This is a genomic window from Bradyrhizobium sp. CCBAU 051011 (assembly GCF_009930815.1).
Classification (GTDB): domain Bacteria; phylum Pseudomonadota; class Alphaproteobacteria; order Rhizobiales; family Xanthobacteraceae; genus Bradyrhizobium.
Genome location: NZ_CP022222.1, coordinates 3,411,464 through 3,433,678 on the forward strand (window position 1 = coordinate 3,411,464; position 22,215 = coordinate 3,433,678).

General features: G+C 60.1%; 24 protein-coding genes. 7 read left to right on the plus strand and 17 right to left on the minus strand.

Translation table 11 applies throughout. The annotated features are described in order from the left end of the window. Window positions 1-304 precede the first annotated feature (304 nt). Complete coding sequence (locus ACH79_RS16095) at window positions 305-661, plus strand: hypothetical protein (RefSeq protein ID WP_161851858.1); 357 nt, start codon at window positions 305-307, stop codon at window positions 659-661. A 325-nt stretch (window positions 662-986) separates the two neighbouring features. On the opposite strand, the gene ACH79_RS16100 is transcribed toward ACH79_RS16095, so the two are convergent. The 6 genes from ACH79_RS16100 to ACH79_RS16125 all read right to left on the minus strand — a co-directional run bounded on the left by ACH79_RS16100 (window position 987) and on the right by ACH79_RS16125 (window position 5,293). Further along, window positions 987-1,820 (minus strand): hypothetical protein, encoded by an 834-nt coding sequence (locus tag ACH79_RS16100; RefSeq protein ID WP_161851859.1) that lies wholly within the window; start codon window positions 1,818-1,820, stop codon window positions 987-989. Window positions 1,821-1,888: 68 nt separating this feature from the next. Further along, on the minus strand, window positions 1,889-2,401 hold the full coding sequence (locus ACH79_RS16105) for a hypothetical protein (RefSeq protein WP_161851860.1): 513 nt from the start codon (window positions 2,399-2,401) through the stop codon (window positions 1,889-1,891). Next, the gene (locus tag ACH79_RS16110) at window positions 2,398-3,987 is read right to left on the minus strand and encodes a hypothetical protein (protein ID WP_202639254.1); all 1,590 of its coding nucleotides are present in this window, start codon (window positions 3,985-3,987) and stop codon (window positions 2,398-2,400) included. Before ACH79_RS16110 ends, ACH79_RS16105 begins: the two co-directional genes overlap by 4 nt. Beyond that, the gene (locus ACH79_RS16115) at window positions 3,988-4,167 is read right to left on the minus strand and encodes a hypothetical protein (RefSeq protein ID WP_161851861.1); all 180 of its coding nucleotides are present in this window, start codon (window positions 4,165-4,167) and stop codon (window positions 3,988-3,990) included. Beyond that, window positions 4,167-4,475 carry a hypothetical protein gene (locus tag ACH79_RS16120; protein WP_161851862.1) on the minus strand — a complete coding sequence of 103 codons (309 nt, stop codon included), beginning with the start codon at window positions 4,473-4,475 and terminating at the stop codon, window positions 4,167-4,169. The genes ACH79_RS16115 and ACH79_RS16120 overlap by 1 nt, the downstream gene beginning before the upstream one ends. 413 nt (window positions 4,476-4,888) lie before the next feature. Next, window positions 4,889-5,293: a hypothetical protein gene (locus tag ACH79_RS16125; RefSeq protein ID WP_161851863.1), complete on the minus strand. Its 405-nt coding sequence runs from the start codon at window positions 5,291-5,293 to the stop codon at window positions 4,889-4,891. A gap of 300 nt (window positions 5,294-5,593) precedes the next feature. Here ACH79_RS16125 and ACH79_RS42975 point away from each other — a divergent pair, with 300 nt between their 5' ends. After that, window positions 5,594-6,763 carry a hypothetical protein gene (locus tag ACH79_RS42975; protein ID WP_202639255.1) on the plus strand — a complete coding sequence of 390 codons (1,170 nt, stop codon included), beginning with the start codon at window positions 5,594-5,596 and terminating at the stop codon, window positions 6,761-6,763. A gap of 29 nt (window positions 6,764-6,792) precedes the next feature. On the opposite strand, the gene ACH79_RS16130 is transcribed toward ACH79_RS42975, so the two are convergent. From ACH79_RS16130 to ACH79_RS16145, 4 genes are all read right to left on the minus strand, one after another. After that, a complete protein-coding gene (locus ACH79_RS16130; RefSeq protein WP_161851864.1) occupies window positions 6,793-7,269 on the minus strand; it encodes a GNAT family N-acetyltransferase in 477 nt (158 codons plus the stop codon). A 70-nt stretch (window positions 7,270-7,339) separates the two neighbouring features. Beyond that, window positions 7,340-8,290 carry a hypothetical protein gene (locus ACH79_RS16135; protein ID WP_161851865.1) on the minus strand — a complete coding sequence of 317 codons (951 nt, stop codon included), beginning with the start codon at window positions 8,288-8,290 and terminating at the stop codon, window positions 7,340-7,342. A gap of 123 nt (window positions 8,291-8,413) precedes the next feature. Next, entirely contained in the window at window positions 8,414-8,668 is a 255-nt protein-coding gene (locus ACH79_RS16140; RefSeq protein ID WP_161851866.1) for an AlpA family transcriptional regulator, read from the minus strand. A 312-nt stretch (window positions 8,669-8,980) separates the two neighbouring features. Beyond that, on the minus strand, window positions 8,981-10,276 hold the full coding sequence (locus ACH79_RS16145; RefSeq protein WP_161851867.1) for an integrase family protein: 1,296 nt from the start codon (window positions 10,274-10,276) through the stop codon (window positions 8,981-8,983). 367 nt (window positions 10,277-10,643) lie between these two features. On the opposite strand from ACH79_RS16145, the gene ACH79_RS16150 reads away from it, so the two are divergent. From ACH79_RS16150 to ACH79_RS16160, 3 genes are all read left to right on the plus strand, one after another. After that, window positions 10,644-10,997, plus strand: coding sequence for a hypothetical protein (locus tag ACH79_RS16150; RefSeq protein WP_371419413.1), 354 nt, complete (start codon window positions 10,644-10,646; stop codon window positions 10,995-10,997). A gap of 101 nt (window positions 10,998-11,098) precedes the next feature. Then, window positions 11,099-11,428 (plus strand): hypothetical protein, encoded by a 330-nt coding sequence (locus ACH79_RS16155; RefSeq protein ID WP_161851868.1) that lies wholly within the window; start codon window positions 11,099-11,101, stop codon window positions 11,426-11,428. A gap of 187 nt (window positions 11,429-11,615) precedes the next feature. Further along, window positions 11,616-12,296, plus strand: coding sequence for a ParA family protein (locus tag ACH79_RS16160; protein WP_161851869.1), 681 nt, complete (start codon window positions 11,616-11,618; stop codon window positions 12,294-12,296). 213 nt (window positions 12,297-12,509) lie between these two features. Here the strand turns inward: ACH79_RS16160 and ACH79_RS44765 are convergent, their stop codons facing one another. Beyond that, window positions 12,510-12,644: a hypothetical protein gene (locus ACH79_RS44765; protein ID WP_256380318.1), complete on the minus strand. Its 135-nt coding sequence runs from the start codon at window positions 12,642-12,644 to the stop codon at window positions 12,510-12,512. A gap of 230 nt (window positions 12,645-12,874) precedes the next feature. On the opposite strand from ACH79_RS44765, the gene ACH79_RS16165 reads away from it, so the two are divergent. After that, window positions 12,875-13,015, plus strand: a complete 141-nt coding sequence (locus ACH79_RS16165; RefSeq protein WP_161851870.1) for a hypothetical protein — start codon at window positions 12,875-12,877, stop codon at window positions 13,013-13,015. Window positions 13,016-13,065: 50 nt separating this feature from the next. Here the strand turns inward: ACH79_RS16165 and dapA are convergent, their stop codons facing one another. The 3 genes from dapA to trxB form a co-directional block, all read right to left on the minus strand. Further along, window positions 13,066-13,998, minus strand: coding sequence for a 4-hydroxy-tetrahydrodipicolinate synthase (gene dapA, locus ACH79_RS16170; RefSeq protein WP_161851871.1), 933 nt, complete (start codon window positions 13,996-13,998; stop codon window positions 13,066-13,068). A 480-nt stretch (window positions 13,999-14,478) separates the two neighbouring features. Then, window positions 14,479-15,399, minus strand: coding sequence for a LysR family transcriptional regulator (locus ACH79_RS16175; RefSeq protein WP_161851872.1), 921 nt, complete (start codon window positions 15,397-15,399; stop codon window positions 14,479-14,481). A 2-nt stretch (window positions 15,400-15,401) separates the two neighbouring features. Continuing rightward, window positions 15,402-16,367, minus strand: a complete 966-nt coding sequence (gene trxB / locus ACH79_RS16180) for a thioredoxin-disulfide reductase (protein WP_161851873.1) — start codon at window positions 16,365-16,367, stop codon at window positions 15,402-15,404. Window positions 16,368-16,645: 278 nt separating this feature from the next. Here trxB and ACH79_RS16185 point away from each other — a divergent pair, with 278 nt between their 5' ends. Beyond that, window positions 16,646-17,125 (plus strand): Lrp/AsnC family transcriptional regulator, encoded by a 480-nt coding sequence (locus ACH79_RS16185; RefSeq protein WP_161851874.1) that lies wholly within the window; start codon window positions 16,646-16,648, stop codon window positions 17,123-17,125. A gap of 123 nt (window positions 17,126-17,248) precedes the next feature. On the opposite strand, the gene ACH79_RS16190 is transcribed toward ACH79_RS16185, so the two are convergent. The 3 genes from ACH79_RS16190 to carB form a co-directional block, all read right to left on the minus strand. Continuing rightward, window positions 17,249-17,662, minus strand: coding sequence for a DoxX family protein (locus ACH79_RS16190; protein WP_161856391.1), 414 nt, complete (start codon window positions 17,660-17,662; stop codon window positions 17,249-17,251). 400 nt (window positions 17,663-18,062) lie between these two features. After that, complete coding sequence (greA, locus tag ACH79_RS16195; protein WP_202639309.1) at window positions 18,063-18,536, minus strand: transcription elongation factor GreA; 474 nt, start codon at window positions 18,534-18,536, stop codon at window positions 18,063-18,065. 214 nt (window positions 18,537-18,750) lie between these two features. Continuing rightward, window positions 18,751-22,215, minus strand: a complete 3,465-nt coding sequence (carB, locus tag ACH79_RS16200; RefSeq protein ID WP_161851876.1) for a carbamoyl-phosphate synthase large subunit — start codon at window positions 22,213-22,215, stop codon at window positions 18,751-18,753.

Genomic DNA, 22,215 nt, shown 5'->3' on the forward strand with positions numbered 1-22,215 from the left:
CAGAGAATACGCCTGTGCTTCTATGGAATATTCATTAGAAATGCAAGAAGATATGCATCTAAAAATATTAGAGAATATTTGAAGAATATGACTTGCTTTTTGCGCGCGACCTGGCGCACTCCTGATTCGCATATCGGAGCGTCCAACTCGGCTTCGGCTGGCAACCTGGGCTTATTGAACCAAGAGCCTTCTCATGGTTCGATCACATCAACAGGCATGCTCACCGAGCGCTGATCGACCAGGGGCGATATCCAACCTCGCCTCTCGGGACCCGTGACGGACACGGGCGATTACGGAGAGTACAATGCCTACGAAGAAGAAACTTCCCAGCACCGGTCAACGCACGGCCGTGGAGCGCAAAGGGATAGGTAGTGCGGGGGCTGCTGGGTACAGGTCCAAACATAACGGCTGGGATACGCCTTACGGCCAGGCGCTGAAGAGAACGTTGGCCAAAACGTGGGCCGAGATGGAAGCGGGCAAGATCTCGGTCCATTTTCAGGAAGACAATCCTGATCGTTGCCTACTCTGCACCAGTTCCGGCATGTTCTTGCTCGAACTAGTGCCAAAAAACGAGCCCGGACGAACGTTCGAGTTCAAGCCGGAGCATTACAAAGCTCCGACTGACGCCGATATCGAACGAATGATGAAGTCGGCGAGGTGATGTATTCATGTCCTAACTAAGCGAAACCCCGTCGTCGCCCAGGAAGGTGGACCAGCGACGACGGGGCTGTTCTCAATCACGGCTCCGGACCGCGATCGATGATGCCCGCCGCGTTGTGGAAAGTTAAACACGACCGCGGGCTGTCGGGGTTTTTTCAATGAAGGTCGGACACTCGCCGACTTGTCCGCCCCCAGCCGCCTCACCGTCACGAGCGACCGGGCGTTACCCCCTCCGCGGACAAGGCATACACGGAGAAGTTCGGGCCACGCCGCCAGAGAACGAAAACGGCCGCCCGCACTCAGGTCTGCGGACCTGAGAATGACAATCACGCGGCTTTCGCCTCCGACTTCGTCACGACGATGCCTAACAGAGCCTCGATATCGGTGTTCGGTCGGTAGCTGACGATTGAGCCCTCGTCCTGTGCCGCATCGATCAGAGCACACTCAAGTCGTTCGGCGTTCCCCAACTCGGCTGCGATTGATGCGAGCCGCTCCGCCTTTGCCGCAGGCGTGAGCGCAAACTGGGGTTTGGGCATCTCGTCGATCATTTTGTTGAGCTTGGTTTCGAGGTGCTCAGGGTCAAAAAAAGCGAGTAGCGCAAACGGGTCGAGCATTGGTGTGTAGGCTGCGGGGTCCATCGCCGTGAACCGAACGTCGAACTTGTCGTGGGTCGCAATGATCGCCGGTCGCCCAGCGATTGCGCGCTGCGTGATCCACTTCTTGGCCTGCGCCTTGATCTCCTCGATTGGCAAGGCAGCCCGTTCGACCTGGCTGCGTTCGCCGAGGAGCTCGATGATTTTGAGGCGCAGTTCGGTAATGACCTGCTGATGGGTCTCGCCCGGCTTGAGCTTGATCTTGACGGCCTTTGCGTCATCAAGGGCCGCGTCGGCGGGCAACATCTCGAGGAAGTGCCTGATCCGGGTGTTGAGGTCCGCGAGTTGCCTGTGACGATCCGCGTGCTTCTCCCGCAATATGTCTAGGCGCTCAACTTCCTTGTTGATCGCGGCGTGCTGGGAGACTGAGTTCGTGTTAAGCGAATTCCTCAGCTCCCCGATTTGGCGCAGGGTCGAGCGCATCAGTGTCGATGCTTGCTGCTCCTGATCGACGAGCGCGACTATCTTTGCATGGGCTTTCGCGGGTAGCTTGTCGTTCTCGGTCATTGGTCACCTTCCTGTTGCAATGGGGCAGTCCCCCGCGCGATTGGTCACGCGGGGGTCTTTGTTGTTGTTCAAGACTTCCATGCGTTCTCTAGGCGGCGGTCGCGGTCCTCCGCGGCTTGATCGCGAGCCTTGAACAGTTCTGCATGGGAGGCAGTCGGCGGGACGATCGCAGCAGGCTGGTTCGGCTTGGCGTTGTCGATCATGGGGGCTGGGTTGCGCCAGGCATCACGAAGCCTCGCATCCCTTGCTTCCCGCGCCGCGTCGCCGGACGCATAAGCGTCCTGTGTTGTGGCGGCGAAGCCGGGCCGGTGCTGACGTGCATCGAATTGCTCGGCACGCTTGATGCCCTTGGCTTTCGCGACGGCATCGGCGATCGACATGCCACCATTGACGGCATCGGCGAAGGCAGACAGTTGATGGTTTTCAAGCTGAGCCGCCGCATCACGCATGGTGCGAGCTTGCGTGTCCATGAGCGTCATGGGTACTCGGATGAACTCGCCATCTCCTATCACGTCGTCTTTTCGACGCCGAACGCGGCGGCCATGCTCATCGGTAACGTAGTCGTCTTTAGTGGTCGTCATCGTAGGTAGCCTTTCATGGTTTGAACTTGAACTAACGAACTCAAACGCTGTGCAGCGGCGCTCCGCTGGTTGGAGCCGGGCTCGATGCTGCCGGCCCAGGCCATCGTTACGTCATATTTCCATTTGCGGACCCCCATTGAGGTAAGGACGCCGGCGACTGCGTTCGCAATGTCGTCATGACCGACGGGGCCGTGGTCGATGGAATCTTTTCCCGAACGTGCAGTACGACGCTCAAGCCCGATCAACTGCGTTCGCAGTCGTGGGTTATCGAGGAGGTCGCAGGTCTTGCTGTTCAACAGGGGCAAGAACTCGGAGTAGATTTGGCTCTTCGGCTTCAATGAATGTTCGAGGGTGATCTGATGCTCCCTGAAGCCCTCAACTACGAACTCCGCAGCGTAACGGTCGGCCGTGAGCTTGCGGATGCCGTATTGCTTCAACAGGTCGCAGTACTCTTCGATCACGGCCCGCGGCGAGAACGGCGGCTTCTTCTCCCTGATCACGTCGAGCACGGGCACTCTGTCTTCGACATGACCGATTGCGAGCGTGAAACTGTCCTTGCCCGAGCCGCCTGCGGGGTCTGCGAAGGCGTAGTAGCGCTTGCCTGCGATGTACGGTCGCTCGCGCTCGTCGGAAGTCACGGCGTCAACGGCTTCGGCTGCAATGAAAGCTTCTACGTCCGTGCGGAACTGAGCGCCGTACTCCGCTGACGCCGACAGGGGGTCGCGCTCATATTCATCCGCCAGCCACTTAGGGTCGAGCGAGGGGTTCATTACTTCGGTCGATGCCTGCCAACTGAGAACCTTCGGATCGTCCTTCCCGTGGTACTGCCGGTGCATGTCCCACAACACGCCCTTGCGAGCGTATGGGCTCGATGCCAACAGCAACATGGAGTTGGGGATCGTCGCCATCGACGGCCGGATAGCCTTGATGACCTCGGCATCCGGGTTCGCGCCTTCGTCGTTCCAGAAGGCAATTTCGTCCGCGAGGGCGGCGACGACAGTTCGGCCGCGAACTGACCTGAATGATGCCGTTGTCACCTCGATTGCGACGGAGTTGCGCAGGTCGAGGCCGAATTGGCTGTCACGCGCGACAAGCTTCGCGAGCATGGGCAGTTTGAAGAACGCCTTGACGTAGCGGAGGATGATCTTCGCCTGATCGCGGTCGGCCGCGAGTACCTGGACGACGCCACGCTCGCCGGGGTCGAGGTAGGGTTTGTAATCGACGAAAGCTGACAGCCAGGTCGCAATTAGGGCGAGGACGCGGGACTTGCCGCCTCTGCGACCGACGACGAGTACCAATTCCCGCATCTGTTCGATGGGCGGGTCTACGCGACCAGTACACTTGCGATAAATCGCGAGCTGGTCTTGATCCATGGGAAGACCGAAAGCCGCCGCGATCAGTGCCGTCCACGCGATCCAGCTTTCAGGGTTTTTGAAGTTGCGTGCGAACAATCGCGGGTCTGCGATTGCGTCGAGGAGTGTGAAGTCGCTCGGTTCGTCGTCGAGACGGAGACGATTAATGCATCGCTTCGGTGTGGTGGTAGTCGGGGTGTCATCAAGGCGTTCGCGATGATGACGGCGACCCATCTACGGGGTGCTCCCCTGTTGCTTGATCAACCAAGGGTCCCAGTCTCCCGTGCAAACTCCGATGACGAACTCCGGATCGCCGAGGTCCTGTTCCTTCGCACCACGGATCGTGATTTCAGTCTCGCTGCCATCGGCATGCTTGACCGTGACTACGTGATCGGGTGCTAAGTCGGAGGCCATCAGTCTTCCTCCTCATGATCGATGCGTTCCCTGCGACCACGTCGCGCATATTCGAGGGGGTCTGGAATGTCGTCGTCATCGCCATCGGGCTTGGCGTCAAACAAGCCGATCTTCTTCATCAGGCGAGACTGCGTGTTTGACAGGCGCTGATATTCGAGCCGTTCGTCGAGGGTCGTCACACCGGTCTTGACGTATTCGGCCTCGGAATCTTCGAGCACGCATTGCAGGAATGCGATCCGGCGAATGTGATTGCGGGTCGTCTCGCTGATGCGATCGTCACCCCCGCAGTCACGCGTGTATCGAAGCACCAAATCGGAGAAGCGACGGCCTCGCGGGGAGTCCGTTGTCGATATATGTTCGGCGAACAGCCTTCGCCCCGACGTGACGGCCGACAGGTTGCGTTTTCGTTTCTGCTTCGATGATTGTTTTAAAGTACCGTGCATGTTGTTGCGTTGCGCCTGACGAATACTTGGTTCTATTTCATGTTGCGATGATACCCATGGGGCTACCCATGTCTATCCTAAGGTGAAAAATCGCGATTTGACCGGGGATTTCCTCGGTGATTGCGAGAACTGACCACCTGTTCGATAAACAGGCGGTCACAAATCAGCGTCAATCGCGACGACGACGAACTAAATAGAACGGGCGTTGAGTACGCGCGTTGCACCAAAATTGAGGTGTATTCGCGGGCCTCAGTCTATCGATGTCGAGACTAGCCGAACTATTCGTCGCGTGCTCTTGCCTGCTTCTTCATGAACTGCCGTCGATAGCGTGCGAGGTGATCACGGTCGATCAGGCCGAGCTCCAACAGCATGTGCAGTATCTCTTTCATTTCGGTGCGAATGTTGGAGATCGTCAGGCCTGTGATGGAGTACCCCTGCTGTTTCATCGTTTCGCATGCGTCGAGGTAGCTCATGTCGTGATCGAGCACTAAGTGCCGAATGCGTTTCTTGACGCCTCGTGCGTTGTTATACCCCTCCGACATTTCGAGTTGCCTTACTCTGCGATTTTCGAATTCGGGTTTTTGCAGGTACGGTTTGGGTTTGGCGCTGCGCTCGAGCTTCTCTCGCTTGGCCCTGCGCTTGAAGCCGGGGCCGGCGTGGGAGTAATCGTTATTCATGTCCATTTGGGTGGTCCCTCGGTCTGATTGTCGAGGGCAGGGGACGTTATCGTCTTTTGCCGCGATGACTAGGCGACGGGATGGCCTGGTGTTTCTGGCCTCGGAGGCTCCATGCGGTTCTAGGGCGTCGATTGCTGAGCGGCGGAGCGGGCTGGGGCGGTGGGGCGACAGTTTGACGGGGCATACCCCCGTTTTTGCGGTGCGGCGCCTTTGCTCGACGCCCTTCTTGGTGCCGATGTCTCGCCTAAGGCATAGTGGCGAAGACATCGGGAGGTTGTATACTGCGTTTTGAATTGAGGGCGGGGAATGCCAGGCAGTGAAGTTTTAGATGCCGACGGCAGTCGGCAAACATTTCATGTCACATATTACGGTGATAACCCTGACGATCACTCCTTGGACGTGGAAGCGCTAGCTCCGGCGCTGCTGGGGTTTGATCGTCTCGTTCGGGAGTCCAATGCGGTCCTAAACGGCGACAGGGCGCGAGTCAGGGTGCTTGTCACCTCCGACTTCGAGCACAAGTGCTTCAATATCAACTTCGAGGTGGTGCAGCAGGTCTTTGAGAAGGTGAAGACCTTCTTTCAAGACGACCGCGTCAAAACTGCGAAGGACGTGCTGCAAACCATTGGGGTGATCAGGAGTGCGGGCGTCGGTTCGCTGCTCGATTATTTGAAGTGGAAGAAAGGCAACAAAGTCGAGAAGGTCGAAAAAGTCGAGAAGGAAGCAACACCGGTCGAAGACGCATCGGGAAACTCGACAACTACACCGTCTCAGCACGTCACCATTCAGATCATCGGTGGTGAGGGTAACACCATCAACATTCATCCCGATGTCATCAAGCTTGCTGAAAGTTCACGCGTCCTCGATGCGGTGAAAGAAACCTTCACGCCGATCGAGATGAACGAGGCAAATCGGGTCGAGTTCCGCGAGAACGATCAGCCGGTAATGTTGATCGAGAAGTCAGACGTGCGCGAGATCGTGTTGGCGGCAGACACGCCTGACGCGGTCAAGGAAAGCAAGACTGAGGTCCCTGCCAACATTGTCGCCACACTCTACGTCTATTCGCCGGTCTTCGACGAGAGAGCCAAGCGCTGGCGGTTCTTGTACAATCGCGACAAGCACATCTACGCAGACATTTCAGGGACATCGATCGGGGCTGATGCCATGAAGCGTGGTGGATCGTTCGTGAACGATCGATATCGCGTGAGGATGGAGGTGACGCCTCCGGCGACCGACGACAAAGAAGCCCACTACAAGATCATCGAGGTTTTGGAGTTCACTCCGGCGCCGCAACAGGGGAACCTTGCACTGCCAGCGCCGCGAAATGTCAAGGAACCCAGAATTGCGAAAGCGCCGCCGAAGAAGGCAAGTGTGAAGAAGGCAAAGGCAAAGAAGGCAAAAGCAAAGAAGGCGCAAGTGAAAAAGGCGCAGGTGAAGAAGGCAAAAGCGAAGAAGGTGAAGAAACAAACTATCACTTGAATAGAAGGTAGTCCGGTTACGGCTCGCGATCACACCTTCTTCAGGTACTGGAGCGCCGGAAGGCCCGAGTCGTGGTCCGTAATGGCAACGGGGGAGGACGATATGGTCGCGGCTGCGACCTTTTTAGAAGGCTCGTTCTCAATGTTGACGATCGCCTCGACGTAAAACGAGGGAACGCCGTTTCGTGCGAGGCCGTTCTTCATCTCCGCAATCGCGGCCTCGGTAATGCTCTTGGCGTGCCCCTTGCCGCGGTGTGCTTTCGCCACGGCCACACCGGCTTGGTAGCACGGAAGGCCATTTAAGGGCTCGGTCGAGACCATCATTGCGAGTGCGATTACTTTGCGGCCGTCGAGCCGGGCATAGGTCAGCCTGAGCGTGCCGGCGGGCCTGTCGAGATGCACGACGAGAGTCGGGTCTAGTTCGCCGGGACGTAAATCGATATCGCCGTCGCGCAAAGCCCGCTGAAACTTGGTGAGCGCGTCGAAGGGGTCCGTCATTCTTGCCAAGGCAGTCTCTCTCGGTTTGCGTTGGGTGTGGCCCGCTACTACTATTCAAGGCTAGGTCGCGCAAGTGGCTTCACAGTCTCTCCCGAATGATCAGTCTTTTCTTATGCGGTTTAGGCCTAGGGGGTAACAAACTACACAACTCCCCCACTTCCTGATCGCACGCCACGTCAGCACTGGCCCAATTGATCACCGGTTCAACATCAATACAGTCCCAGTGTGCGATGCGTTCAAACTGCTTTTTGAAAGCCCCAGCAAAGCCCGACGCGTGATCGAGCCGATAACGCCTGACGTGTGCGCGTATGCGCCTTTCGATCGGTATCATCGAGTGTGGCCGATGCGATTTTATCGATCTTTGAATAATCTTCTCCAGCATTAGCCCAATATCCTTTGCGGTGAGGTGTTTGGCGACAAATGCGACCGGGTCTATGTCCATTACATCGCTCGGTGCGTCGATTTCCGCGGCTTGAACGGCCCGTTTTCGCTCTAGCCTGATCTCGAAATGGATTGCGTCGCATTCGCCCGTCACTTTGGAGTGGTCGGCGATGTAGAACGCGGTGTTCTTCTGCGGTCTCGACTTCCGGCCTGCGACCCCAATCGAATAGATGGTGCCTTTTTCGTTGTGCATATCGTCGGCGCCCCTGCGGTGCCTTAAGTGAAGGAGCTTTCTGAACACCTCGATCACTTCGTCACGCGCCCAGTCGGGAGCAATGTCGATCACGTCGATGGCCAAGTGCAGTCGATAGATCGAGAGCCGTCGATACTGTGAGTACCATTGCAGGAGTTCGATGCAGCGGCGTGACGGCTGGTTGATCGCGAGCAAGTAGAACCAAACGGTCTCGGGATCGTTTTTGTCGTGCACCTCGTTCGGAATTATCGAGCCCGAGTTCTTGACGATTGCGCGAAGCAGTGGAGCAGGAAATGGTCGCCGCGACGACACTTCAATTGTGTCAACATACGGAGCAACAAGCGCAATCGCCTCGGGCTTGTGGGCGAAGGCGCTTTCTCCTATCGTCGCGTGCATGGGCCGTCGCCTTTCGGTGATTGGTTCTTCATGAGCAGAGCCTTTGAGCGGGTTTCGTTCGTGACGTTGAGCGCACAACCATGACCCCACACTGTTCCGACAACGGTGTGGGGTCTTGCGTTTTCATGGCGCGCTACGCTTCGCGTATTTCTCAACAAGCGCTTCGAGGTCGCTCGTTCGGAAGAACAGCTTGCCGCGGCGGCGCGGCTGCGCGCTAGGATTTAAGAACACGGGCTCAAGTTCGCCGGCTTTCATCAAGCGACGAAGGTGCGAGGCCGATATGCCGCCAAGCATCGCGCACGTCTGTTTGCGTGAGACGAGGAGCGGTGCAGGCCGCGCTGCGTTTTGTTTGAAATCGACAGAGATAACGTCCGACATGACTAATCCAATCGCTATCGGCTCGCTGTTCAGCGAGCGCGGTTTGCGATGTGGATCAGGACCCTATTGCCAGATCAGACGACAGAGCGCCCACGACGAGGCCTCTGATGCATTCCCCGGGACTACATCCCGCCCGGTCCGACGTGCGAAACGCCCGGTGCCGAAACGATGACAAAACGTCGGGGCGCCGTCAATCCTAATGACGCTCGTTGACGCCCCGCTAGGGAGCGGGATGGAGTACGGTGCCCTGCGGCCCTGTACATTGCCCCCAACAACGCCCCAAAACGCATGGAGCGCGCTCTGCTCGCGTTTTCAGGCGCGTCGGGCCTGATCGAGGGCGACGACGTTTGACGCCCCCTTGGGCGATGTACTCCGATCAGGGGGCAGTCCGACGACGCTCGCGATGTGTTGCGCGAGCCGAAGCAGGGCGTCGGCACGCTTCTCCTTGAACTTCGATCGAATGTAGGTGCGCTTAACTCCGGGCAGGGCGTGACCAATCACGACTTCGCCGGTTTGCATATCGACGCCGATGTCTTCAAGCCGGGTTCGGGCTGTGCGCCTCAGGTCGTGCAGGGTCCAGCGAGGGATCGGGTGCGGGAGAAGCTCCTCCAACTCAAGCTTGCGCTGACTAAACGAATTGAACGGCTTGTGCTCCCCTTTGTGCTCGACGCCGAACACGTAGGGATTTCCCTTGATGCGGGGTAGGGTCTTGAGGATAGCGATGGCGAGGGGTGGGAGCTGCAAGACTTGGCCCGTGCCTTTCGCGTCACCCCACTCCTCGCGGATGTACCAGGTGTCGCCGACGATCTCGGACCACTTTGCCGTCGTCAGGCACTGCCGGCGCTGCGCTGTCAACAGGAGCAGTCGGACAAGGCCGCCGTAATGCCCTCCCATCTTGGTCGCGGCCTGCCACACTAGCCGGAGTTCGTCGTCATCAAGGACGCGCTCGCGACCGCCGCCCCGCCGTTTGTTCTTGCCCCGGCGCTTGGGTCGATATCGGAGCGGGCTTTCGTAATTGTCGAGGATCTCCTCGTCCTCGACCCACATCATGACCGAGCGGATCAGGGCAAAAACGATGTCAGCCTGGCGCACGCCATTGTCCCTGCGCATGTTGCGCCGCAACTGACCGGCGTCGCTCTTCTTGAGGTCAAGGAATACCTTTTTGCCGAGAGCCGGTACGACGTATCGCTTGAGACAGCGTTCGGTCTCTTTTGCGGTCCTGAAATTGACGACGACCTCGGCGAGGTACTTCGTGATCACGTCCTCGAATGTCGCGTTGAACCACCAGGCCTGATCCTCCGATACGCCCGGGGTGCCCGGCTTGGGCCTGACGTGCTGCTCGGGGTCGAATTTCTGGGCGGCCTTGCGGGCTGCCTCGACGTTGAACTTGTCGGGGTCCCATCGGCCCAGCTTATGCGTGCGTGTTTTGCCGTTCGCTTTGTATCGAACTCGAAAGGTCTTTGCCCCGCCATATGACATGCGGAGAATGAGTTCCGTGCGAACGGTGTCGAACCAATCTTCTTGCGGCAACGTGAGCTTGTGACGCGCGATCCACGTGTCACTCAATCGCTGCTTTCTGTTCTCCTTCGGCCTTTTGGCTTTACTCATGTCGCGCCCCGATTGATCGATTTAGGTGCCGTTTGGGTGACGATCCTGCAGTGACGATCGCAACTCCCGATGCACCCCGATGATATCGGTTGAACGTCGAAAAATCGACTTAAGTTGTTGAATTTGTAAAGTTATTTGGCGTTGACATCCCCGATGGTTGTCATTGAACGCCGATGACGCGATCAGGGGCATGACTGTGGAACAGGAGGTCGGTGGTTCGAGCCCACCCAACTGTACCAACAATTACGCCCCTGAATTTACCGCTCGAAGTGCCGCGACACTTGTGCTGTGGCGCGTTGTCCACCCGTGCTTGCGAATCCTTAGTCGTTCACCCACAATTCCGCCAAACTTTGGCCTGGGGGATTTGATGACGATTTTTCGAGCAGGGAATTCCCGGTTTGGATTGATGCTGGCCACCGCACTGTCGGCTTCGATCTGGTCCACCGCCGGTCACGCCTACACCCCCGAGCAGCAGCAGGCCTGTACCGGCGATGCGTTCCGGCTGTGCAGTTCCGACATTCCCGATGTCGATCGCATCACCGTCTGCATGATCCGCAACAAGTCCCAGCTTTCGCCCCCGTGCCGGGCGCATTTCAGGGCCGGCCCCGAGCCGAGTGAAGTTTCGACGAGACCCGCGGGCCGGCCGACGGTCATCCGGCCGGCCGCCCCACGCAAGGCCGCGGCCGCCAAGCCGCGCAAGAAGCCCAAAAAAAACCGGTGACCTGACACCGGCGCACGATTTCAAGACCTCCGTAACGACAGCTTGAGACTTGCCGGCGGCTGTTCCAATGAACATCTCCCCGGATACGAGGAGAGGGTTCGTTGAGTAAGCATCAAAAGGAGCTCGACCGGCATTTTGCCTGGTTCGAGAAGAAGCTGCCGCGCGGGCCGGCGAAGTTCGTCGGCTGGGTGCGCAAGCCGTCGTCGTTCTATGTCCGGATTCCGCTCGCGATACTGTTGGTCGCCGGCGGCTTTCTCAGCTTCCTGCCGGTGCTCGGACTCTGGATGCTGCCGCTCGGACTCCTTTTGTTCGCGCAGGATGTGCCGCCGCTGCAGAAGCCGTTGGCGCAGGGGCTCGGATGGATCGAACGCAAATGGTTGGAGCGTCAGCGCGCAAAGCTCGAACGCGAGCGCGCCAAAAGCGTGCAGTGAGCGGTCAAGGCACTCTGCAAGGCCTCCAACCGAATCCGTTTTCGGGTAACCGGAGTTGCACGGTGTGACTCAAAAACCAGCCTTATTGGCAATTAAGTGGCTTCATCGCGGCGATCGATAAATTTTTCTTTCACGAATCAGCGCGCTGATTCATTTTCGGCTTCTGGGGTCAACTGGAGGCCAAGGTATGAACGTAATTGTTTTCGCATCACGTAAGGGAGGCTCGGGAAAAAGTACCCTGGCTGCTCACCTCGCTGCCCATGTTCACAAGGCAACGAAGCCCATTTTGCTTGTCGACGCCGATCCGCAGGGCTCGCTTACTCTCTGGCACAAATTGCGCGGCACCAACGAACCGCCGATCAAGGCCGCGGTGAATTCCGTCAGCGGCATCGTTGCTGCCGCCAAGCGCGACGGCATCGAATGGGTATTCATCGACACGCCGCCAAACCTGTCGGCTGTCGTCGACGACGCGATCCGCAATGCGACGATGGTGATCATTCCGGCGCGGCCCGGCGTGTTCGACGTCAACGCGGTGCAGGAAACCATTCAGACGTGCCGCTCGGGGCGCAAGCCTTATGCGGTCGTGATCAACGGTGCACCCGCCGAACGCGACGGCGTCGAGAGCCGCATCGTCACCATCGCGCGCGAAGCGCTGGCGAAATTCCGCGCACCGGTGTGGAGCGGCCAGATCACCAACCGCGCCGATCTGTTGATGGCGCTGAGCCAGGGCGAAGGCGCCCGCGAATATTACGCGGAAGGCCGTGCTGCGGCCGAGATCTCCAGGCTGTGGGGCGCGATCGAGCGCTCGATCAAGGCGATCCGCGGAACGGCGTCGGCTTCGGGCGCCATGCACAAGCAGGCGGCGTAACAACGCCGCTTTCTTTTCTGACTGACAAAGACGCGCGGCGCTCCGCGCGTTTTTCTTTTGTAGGGAGTGTGAAATTGTTTTCCGCGTCATTGCGAGCGAAGCGAAGCAATCCATCTTTCCTCTGGGGGAAAGATGGATTGCTTCGTCGCTTCGCTCCCTTGCGCAAAACGCTTCGCGTTTGTCGCAGGCAATGACGGTGAGAGCGAACGCGCCTTACGCCACCATCAGCACGTAGAACACGACGACCGGCGACAGCGTCAGGATCACCGACCAGATGCCGACGGCCCACACGATGTCCTCGGTCGAAAAACCCTGTTGATCAGAAAAGCTATTGTTTTCGAAATGCACGACGCGCCCCCGCGTTCCTTGTTGCTCCTCTTCTCCCGATACGCGATCGGCTTTAAAAACCTGGTTTCGATTTCGCTTGCATTTGACCGCACCTGCTACCCGCGATTAACCACCGCCACATCTGGTTAACATTCCCTGATCGCACGGCGTCAAAGTCGAGCGAAGCCGCGCGCGCGACGTTAAAATTTTACGCGTATCAGTCCTCTCAGAAAAACATTGGGGGAATAGCGATGACCGTTCACGGCAAGAAATTTGCCATCGGCGAGTACGCCCAGTGCATGCATGACGTTCTCCTGGTCTCGTCATTCGCGATCTGGGCGATGCTGCTCGGCTTCACGCCTGTCATGACCTATCGCCTGCTGGTGAGCTAAATCCATTTCTCCCTCTCGCCATCGCAGCGAGAGGGAGCCGATCGCATCCGTCAGGCCCGCCGCAACAATGGCGGCCTGCGCCGTTCGATTTCCTCGTCCAGCAACGCCGCCAGTTCTTCGCTCACTTGCACCATCGGGAGGCGAACCTCGGCGCTGTCGATCAGCCCGCTGCGCGCCAGCCAATGCTTGGCCGGCGCCGGGCTCGGTTCGGCGAACAACAGCCGGGTCAGCCGGGAGAGTTCCTTCCAACACGCCCGCGCACCGTCACGATCGCCTTGTCCGAGCAGAGTCCGCATCGAGGCGAAGGCTTCGGTCTCCAGATGCGCCGACAACAGGATCGCACCATCGGCGCCGTCGGCGAGCGCATCGTGATACTCCGCGTCTTCGCCGGTCAGCACGCGAAAGCCCGCTGGCCGCCGCGCCAGCAAGTCGATCGACTGCGCGCGATCGGCGCTGCAATCCTTGATGCCGACGATGTTCGGATGCGCCGCAAGCTGCAGCAGCGTCTCGTTGCTGAGGCTGACGCCGGTCCGGTAGGGGATGTTGTAGAGCACGATCGGCCATGAGGCGTGGTCGGCAAGCTCGGTGAAATGCTGCAGCAGGCCGCGCTGCGATGGGCGGATGTAATAAGGGCTCGCAATCAGATAGCCGTCGATCGGCCACGCCGCCGTCTCATCCAGAGCATCCTTCATCTTCGCGGTGGAGGCGCCCGACAGGCCGAGCAGGATCGGCAAATGGCGCCCACTGCCGGAAAGCTCGCTGCGTGTCAGCGTCACCAGCCGCTCGAGTTCGTCCGCGCGGAGCGACATGCCTTCGCCCGAGGTTGCCGCGAGAATGAAGCCGTCGATCGGGCCGGCGGCATAGTGGCGGACGAGGCGGCGCAGCGAGGCCTCGTCGAGTTCGCCGTTGCGAAACGGCGTGATCAGCGGCAGCCACAGGCCCTGCAGCCGGCTTGCCAGATCGTTCGTGGTGGGGGCAGTCATCGTTCCATCTCCTCATTGGGTGAGCCGGAGACGGGACCAATAAAAAAACCCCGTCCAGACGGCGGGGCTTCGGATCGCGGTTTGCGGGCAGTTTTAGCGCGCGCGTCGATCTCGGGTCCCCGGGTGGGGACCTTTTTTCGACGACAAGGCTGCGCACGAACTCGTGATCATGTGCGGATGATGGAGGCCGAGAACCTCAATGTCAATCTGCGCGGAAAACGACACGGACGTAAAAAAAAGCCGGGCCCGAAAGAGCCCGGCTCGAGGTATTGGCCACGTGAGGCCGACACAATCACCTTCCAAGAGGGATTACTGAACCACCGCGTCACTGGAGGAGGGGGACATATGCGCGACGCGATCGCTCAGCGTTTGAGCACTATGATCCTCATCAGTGCCTTGCAGCAAGCACCCAAGCCGCATGTCAGACATGCGGTGAGCGGGCCCTCTATTAAGGAGGCTAATCCGAAACGACAGGAGCCGCTAAGACGGCCAGCGCTGCGCCTTGCTGACCACGAAGTCGCGGAACACCTGCACGCGTGCCACCGTCTTCAGTTCCTCGGGGTAGACGAAATACGTATCCACCGCGATCGAATCGGTTTCGCCGAACAGCTGCACCAGGCGGTTGTTCTCCTCGACCAGATAGTCGGGCAGGGCGGCGATGCCGAGCCCCTGCTGGCAGGCGCGGACCAATCCCAAGATATTGTTCACCTTGAAATAGGCTTCGCGCGGGCCCGAGCCGTTGCGGCCGGCGTCGATCAGCCAGCTCCGGTTTTGCAGATGCGGCGGCACCTGTGCATCGCCGAGCATGATGATGCGGTGCGAGTCGAGGTCGTCCAGCGTCCGAGGCGTGCCGAAGCGCTTGATGTATTCCGGCGAGCAATAGGCATGGAAGCCGATCGAGAACAGCTTGCGCTGGATCAGGTCCGGCTGGGTCGGCTTGCGGGTCCGGATCGCAACGTCGGCCTCGCGCATTGACAGATCGAGATCCTCGTCGGTGACGATCAGCGAGATGCGGATGTCCGGATAAAGCGCGGTGAACTCGTCGAGCCGCGGGATCAGCCAGTTGATGCCGAGCGCCGGCGGCGTCGTGATCTTGAGGTCGCCGCTCGGCCGCTCGCGGCTGTCGGTGAGCTTGGCGCGCGCCGCCTGCAACTGCATGAACACGTCATGCGCGGTGCGAAACAGCAAGTCGCCCTGTTCGGTGAGGATGAGGCCGCGCGCGTGGCGGTGGAACAGCGACACCGCAAGCTCCTGCTCCAGCGCGCTGACCTGCCGCGATACCGCCGACTGCGACAGCCCGAGCTGCTCGCCGGCATGGGTAAAGCTCCCCGCCTCCGCCGCCGCGTGAAAGACTTTCAGCTTGTCCCAGTCCATGTCAAATCCGTCCCGTGATCTAGGCATGACTATTCAGCCGCCGCGCGATCGCTCGCGCGCAAAGCAAGGAAACGTTCAGCCTCAAGCGCCGCCATGCAGCCAAGGCCGGCGGCCGTGACCGCCTGCCGGTAGGTTTCATCCGCCACGTCGCCGGCAGCGAACAGGCCGGGGATCGAGGTGGCGGTCGAGTTCGGCGCCACCTCGACATAGCCTGAAGGTTTCAGCTTGATCTGGCCTTTGACGAGGTCGGTGGCCGGCGCGTGACCAATGGCGATGAAGACGCCGTCGGCCGGCACATCCTTCAGCGTGCCGGTCTTGACGTTCTTCAGGCGCACATGGGTAACCTTGCCCGGGTTTTCGGTGCCGCAGATTTCATCGACCGCTGAGTCCCAGACCACCTTGATCTTGGGGTTCTTGAACAGGCGATCCTGCAGGATGCGCTCGGCGCGGAAATGATCGCGGCGATGCACGATCGTCACTTGCGACGCGAAGTTGGTCAGGAACATCGCCTCCTCGACCGCGGTATTGCCGCCGCCGACCACGATCACTTCCTTGCCGCGGTAGAAGAAGCCGTCGCAGGTTGCGCAGGCCGAGACGCCAAAGCCCTTGAACTTTTCTTCCGAGGGGATGCCGAGCCAGCGCGCCTGCGCGCCGGTGGCCAGCACCACCGTTTCCGCCAGGTAAACGTCGCCGCTATCGCAGGTCAGCCGGAACGGCCGCTGCGCGAGTTCGAGCTTGGTGACGAGATCGGTGACGATCTTGGTGCCGACATGCGCCGCCTGCTTCTCCATCTGCTCCATCAGCCAGGGGCCCTGGATGACGTCGGCGAAGCCCGGATAGTTTTCCACGTCGGTGGTGATGGTGAGCTGTCCGCCGGGTTGGATGCCCTGGATCAGTACGGGTTCGAGCATCGCGCGCGCCGCGTAGATCGCCGCGGTGTAACCGGCGGGGCCGGAACCGATAATGACGATCTTGGCATGGATAGGCGCGGGCATCGGCGGATCCCTCTCTTATTCGGGGGGTTGTTTATGACTGTGCAGAAAGCGCCCGGCAGGACGTCGCGGGGCGCTGAAAGTGTCAAATCCAAGTCTAAGATATCTGGGTAGCTATGCAAGAATTGCAATTCATCCCAGCGAATTTTCCCCGGAACTGAAGTCACTTTTGCGAAATGTGGCGCTGCACGCGCAATAAAATTGCGCAAGCGGGGCGGCCTGGGCTAAGAGTTGCCGGTAATACCTGCTTAAGCGCAGCCAAATTAGGGAACCCGACGCGCGTGTCGAAGAATCTTGACGAAATCGACCTCCGAATCCTTGCCGAGATCCAGGCGGATGGCCGAATCACCAACGTGGAACTGGCCAAGCGCGTCGGCATCTCGCCGCCCCCCTGCCTGCGCCGCGTCCGCACGCTGGAAGAGGAAGGTTACATCCAAGGCTACCGCGGCCTGCTCGATCCGCGCCGGCTCGGTTTTGACGTCACCGTATTCGCGTCCGTCCACCTGTCCAGCCAGGCGGATGCGGATTTGCGCGCGTTCGAGGAATTCGTTCGCGCCGAACCGCTGGTGCGGGAATGCTGGATGCTGTCGGGCGAGGTGGATTTCATCCTCAAATGCGTCGCGCCCGACATGGCGACGTTTCAGGATTTCGTCACGCACCTGACGGCTGCGCCCCACGTGCGCAACGTCAGGACGTCGCTGGTGCTGCACAATTCGAAATATGAAGCGGCAGTGCCGTTGGATGTGAAGGTCGCGGGATGAGACCCAAGCGAGTGCCGTTTCGGGCGCCGGGTGGGCAAAGCGAAGCGTGCCCACCAATTTTTTCGTGGACCGCGAATGGTGGGCACGGCGCAAGTGCGCCTTTGCCCACCCTACGGCTCACGATTACTTCTTCCGCATCATCGCGTCGGCGCTGATCGGGCCGCCGCCTGCGGTCGAAAGATAAAGGCAGGCGAAGCAGAACAGGATCGCGAGCGTGCCGCCGTTGATGAGCGGAAAGAAATTCCTCGGCGCATGACCGATGAAGTAGGCAAACGCCATCTCGCCGGCAAGAATGAAGGCGACGGGCCGTGTGAACAGTCCGACCAGCAAGAGCGCGCCCAGAATCAACTCGATCGCACCGGCGGCTCCCGATAGCGACATCAACTGCACCTTGTTGAGGAAGGCGTAAGCGTTACCCTCCGGAATGACCGGAAATTTCAGAATCTTCGCGACGCCGAATTGAAACAGCAGCAGGCCGGTGATGAAGCGAAACAGGCTCAGCGCCTGCGGCTGGAATTTCGCGAGCATCTTGTCGATTTGGTCCATGTCATCGTCCCCCTTGTTTGGCACGCTAGAACTTAGCGTGACGAGATTACACGGTGTTGGCAGATTGCGTGCGATGCCGACACAACACCCCTGAGATTGAATCATTCCACTTCACGTCGCCGCTGCGCGACATTGTCGCGATTGCAACGCAGCAAGACGACACCCCGGCAGATCGCAGCGTTCGACTCATCGCCACGAAATGCCGGGGTTTTCCGCCGATCGACTTAGTTATAATCTATAAGCATTGTCCGGGATCGGATATTCAAAAATCCGCCGCGCCACCACTCACAATCCTGTCAGCGCGACGGCAACAAAAAGCCGCGTGGCAAACGCGGCTTTGTCGCAACAGTAACTTGCAGGTGACTACAGCATGATCCCAAGCGGATCGCGCTTAGCGCCACTCGACCTTGGTGATCTCGTAGGCCTTGGCGCCGCCCGGCGCCATCACTTCGACGGTCGTGCCCTTCTTCTTGCCGATCAGGGCGCGGGCGAGCGGCGAGGTGATGGAGATGCGGCCCTTCTTGGCGTCGGCCTCGACTTCGCCGACGATCTGCCACACCGCCTTCTTCTCGGTGTCCTCGTCGACCAGCGTGACGGTGGCGCCGAACTTGATGGTATCGCCGGAGAGTTTCGAGATGTCGATCACGTCGGCGCGCGCGAGCTTGTCCTCGATCTCGGCGATGCGACCTTCATTGTGCGACTGCTCTTCCTTGGCCGCGTGATACTCCGCGTTCTCGGAGAGGTCGCCATGCGAGCGCGCTTCCGCAATATGCTCGATGATGCGCGGACGCTCCACCGATTGGCGCTGCTTCAACTCGACCTCCAGGGCGGCATAGCCGCTAGCAGTCATCGGAACCTTGTCCATCATTCTTCCGTCCTTCCATCGCACGAGCCGCCCATTGCGCGGAACGCACGAGGTATTTCCTAGATTTTGATTCGGGCTTTCGTGGCCCGATGCGAGCCCGCCAGCCTATTAATTTCGGCCCCTTCAGGGGCCGATTCAACATCCAAACGAGCGGTGAGTTCCAGCCATACGGCTTTATTGCCAATCGTTTAGCGGGCATTCGCCCAGCCAACGATCAGGTCTCGGAAAAGTAACTCTGCAGTGTGCGGACCTCAAGGTCCCCGCCCAGATAGGCGCGGATGCCCTGGGCGGCCGCTACAGCACCCGAAAGAGTGGTGTAATACGGCACTTTATGCAAGAGGGCAGCCCGCCGCAGCGATCGGCTGTCGGCCAGCGCCTGCGGCCCCTCGGTGGTGTTGAAGACGAGCTGGATGTCGCCATTGGTGATGGCGTCGACGATATGCGGCCGTCCTTCCAACACCTTGTTGACCTTCTCCGTCGGAATGCCCTTGTCAGTCAGGAAGCGTTGCGTGCCTGAGGTGCCCATCACCTTGAAGCCGAGCGAGTGCAGCAAGCGCACCGCATCCGCGATGCGGTCCTTGTCGGTCTCGCGCACCGAGACGAAGACGGTGCCCTTGCGCGGCACGCGGGTGCCGCCGCCGAGTTGGCTCTTGGCGAAGGCGATCTCGAACGAGCGGTCGATGCCCATGACCTCGCCGGTCGAGCGCATCTCCGGACCGAGCACGGTATCGACGCCGGGGAAGCGCGCGAAGGGGAAGACGGATTCTTTTACGCCGACATGGCCGAGCTGCTTCTTCTTCAGCTTGAAGTCGGCAAGCTTTTCGCCGGCCATGATCCGCGCGGCGATCTTCGCCACCGGCGTGCCGACGACCTTGGCGACGAAAGGCACGGTGCGCGACGCCCGCGGGTTGACTTCGAGCACATAGATCTCGCCGTCCTTGATCGCGTACTGCACGTTCATCAGGCCGACGACATCGAGGCCGAGTGCGAGCTCGCGGGTCTGCCGCTCGAGCTCCTCGATCATCTTCGCGTCAAGCGAATGCGGCGGCAGCGAACAGGCGGAATCGCCGGAGTGAATGCCGGCTTCCTCGATATGCTCCATGATGCCGACGATGAAAGTGTCCTTGCCGTCGCAGAGGCAGTCGACGTCGATCTCGGTGGCGTCGGACAAATAGCGGTCGAACAGCAGCGGGTTCTTGCCGAGCACGGTGTTGATCTGCCCTGTCTTGTCGTTGGGGTAGCGCGCCTTGACGTCGGCCGGCACCAGTTCGGGCAGGGTGCCGAGCAGGTAGTCGTTGAGCTGGTTTTCCTCGCGGATGATCTGCATCGCGCGGCCGCCCAGCACATAGGACGGGCGCACCACCAGCGGCAGGCCCAGATCGGCCGATACCAGCCGCGCCTGCTCAACCGAATAGGCGATGCCGTTCTTGGGCTGCTTCAGCCGCAACTTGTCGAGCACGCGTTTGAAACGGTCGCGGTCTTCCGCAAGGTCGATGGCGTCGGGCGAGGTGCCGAGGATCGGCACGTCGGCGGCTTCCAGCGCGCGCGCCAGCTTCAGCGGGGTCTGGCCGCCGAACTGTACGATCACGCCGTGCAGCGTGCCGTTCTGCCGCTCGGTGGCGACGATTTCCAGCACGTCCTCGGCGGTCAGCGGCTCGAAATAGAGGCGGTCGGCGGTGTCGTAGTCGGTCGAAACCGTCTCCGGATTGCAGTTGACCATGATGGTCTCGTAGCCGGCATCGTCGAGCGCGAAGCAGGCGTGGCAGCAGCAATAGTCGAATTCGATGCCCTGGCCGATCCGGTTCGGGCCGCCGCCGAGGATGATGACCTTCTTCTTGTCCGACGGCGCACTCTCATCGGCAAGCGCGCCCGCGAACGGCGCCTCATAGGTCGAATACATATAGGCGGTGGGGGAGGCGAACTCCGCCGCGCAGGTGTCGATACGCTTGAACACCGGCCGGACGCCAAGCGCATGACGCTTCGCGGTGATCTCGGCTTCGGTGGACTCGGACAGCACGGCAAGCCGCGCGTCGGAAAAGCCCATCGCCTTCAGCATGCGCATGCCATAGCCGTTCGGCGGCAGGCCATGCGCCCTGATCTTGGCTTCCATGTCGATGATGCCGCGCATCTCGCTGAGGAACCAGGGATCGATCTTGCAGGAATTGAAGATCTCCTCGTTCGACCAGCCGAGTCGCATCGCCTGCGCCACCTGCAGGATGCGGTTCGGCGTCGGCGTGCCGAGCGCGGCGCGGATCGCGTTCTTGTCGTCGCCATGGCCGAGGCCTTCGATCTCGATGTCGTCGAGCCCGGTCAGGCCGGTTTCGAGCCCGCGCAGCGCCTTCTGCAGGCTTTCCTGGAAGGTGCGGCCGATCGCCATGACCTCGCCGACCGACTTCATCGAAGTCGTCAGCGTGGTGGAGGCGCCGGGAAACTTCTCGAACGCGAAACGGGGGACCTTGGTGACGACATAGTCGATGGTCGGCTCGAACGAGGCGGGCGTAGCGCCGCCGGTGATGTCATTGGCGATTTCATCGAGCGTGTAGCCGACGGCGAGCTTGGCGGCGACCTTGGCGATCGGGAATCCGGTCGCCTTCGATGCCAGCGCCGAGGAGCGCGACACGCGCGGATTCATCTCGATCACCACCATGCGGCCGTCCTCGGGATTGACGCCGAACTGCACGTTGGATCCGCCGGTCTCGACCCCGATCTCGCGCAGCACTGCGATCGAGGCGTCGCGCATGATCTGGTATTCCTTGTCGGTCAGCGTCAGCGCCGGCGCCACCGTGATGGAATCGCCGGTGTGCACGCCCATCGGATCGAGGTTCTCGATCGAGCAGACGATGATGCAATTGTCCTTCTTGTCGCGCACCACCTCCATCTCGAACTCTTTCCAGCCGAGCACGGATTCCTCGATCAGCACTTCGTTGGTCGGGGAGGCGTCGAGGCCGCGTTCGATGATGTCGAGAAACTCTTCCTTGTTGTAGGCGATGCCGCCGCCGGTGCCGCCCATGGTGAAGGAGGGACGGATGATCGCGGGCAGCCCGATCTCGGATAGCGCCATCAGCGCCTCGCCGAGCGCGTGCTCCTGGTAGCGCTTGCGACGCTCGTTTTCGCCGATCGTCCATTGCCGTTCGAGCTCATCCAGCGCGTCGCCGGATAGTTTCTCGCGTTCGGCGAGGTATTTGTCGCGATAGGACTTCTTCAGCGCCGAGGCGTTGGCCAGCCGCGATTTCGGCGTCTGCAGGCCGATCTTCTCCATCGCGTTGCGGAACAGCTGGCGGTCTTCGGCCTTGTCGATGGCGTCGGCGGTGGCGCCGATCATCTCGACGTCGAATTTGTCGAGCGTGCCCTGCCGGCGCAGCGACAGCGCGCAGTTCAGCGCGGTCTGGCCGCCCATGGTCGGCAGCAGCGCAAAGCCGCCCGGGATGACGTAGCGTTCGTTCTCGATGATCTTGGCGACGATCTCGGGAGTGATCGGCTCGATATAAGTCGCATCCGCCAGTTCCGGATCGGTCATGATGGTGGCCGGATTGGAATTGACGAGGACGATGCGGTAGCCCTCTTCCTTCAGCGTCTTCACCGCCTGGGTGCCGGAATAGTCGAATTCGCAGGCCTGGCCGATCACGATGGGGCCGGCGCCGATGATCAGGATGGTGGAGATATCTGTTCTTTTGGGCAT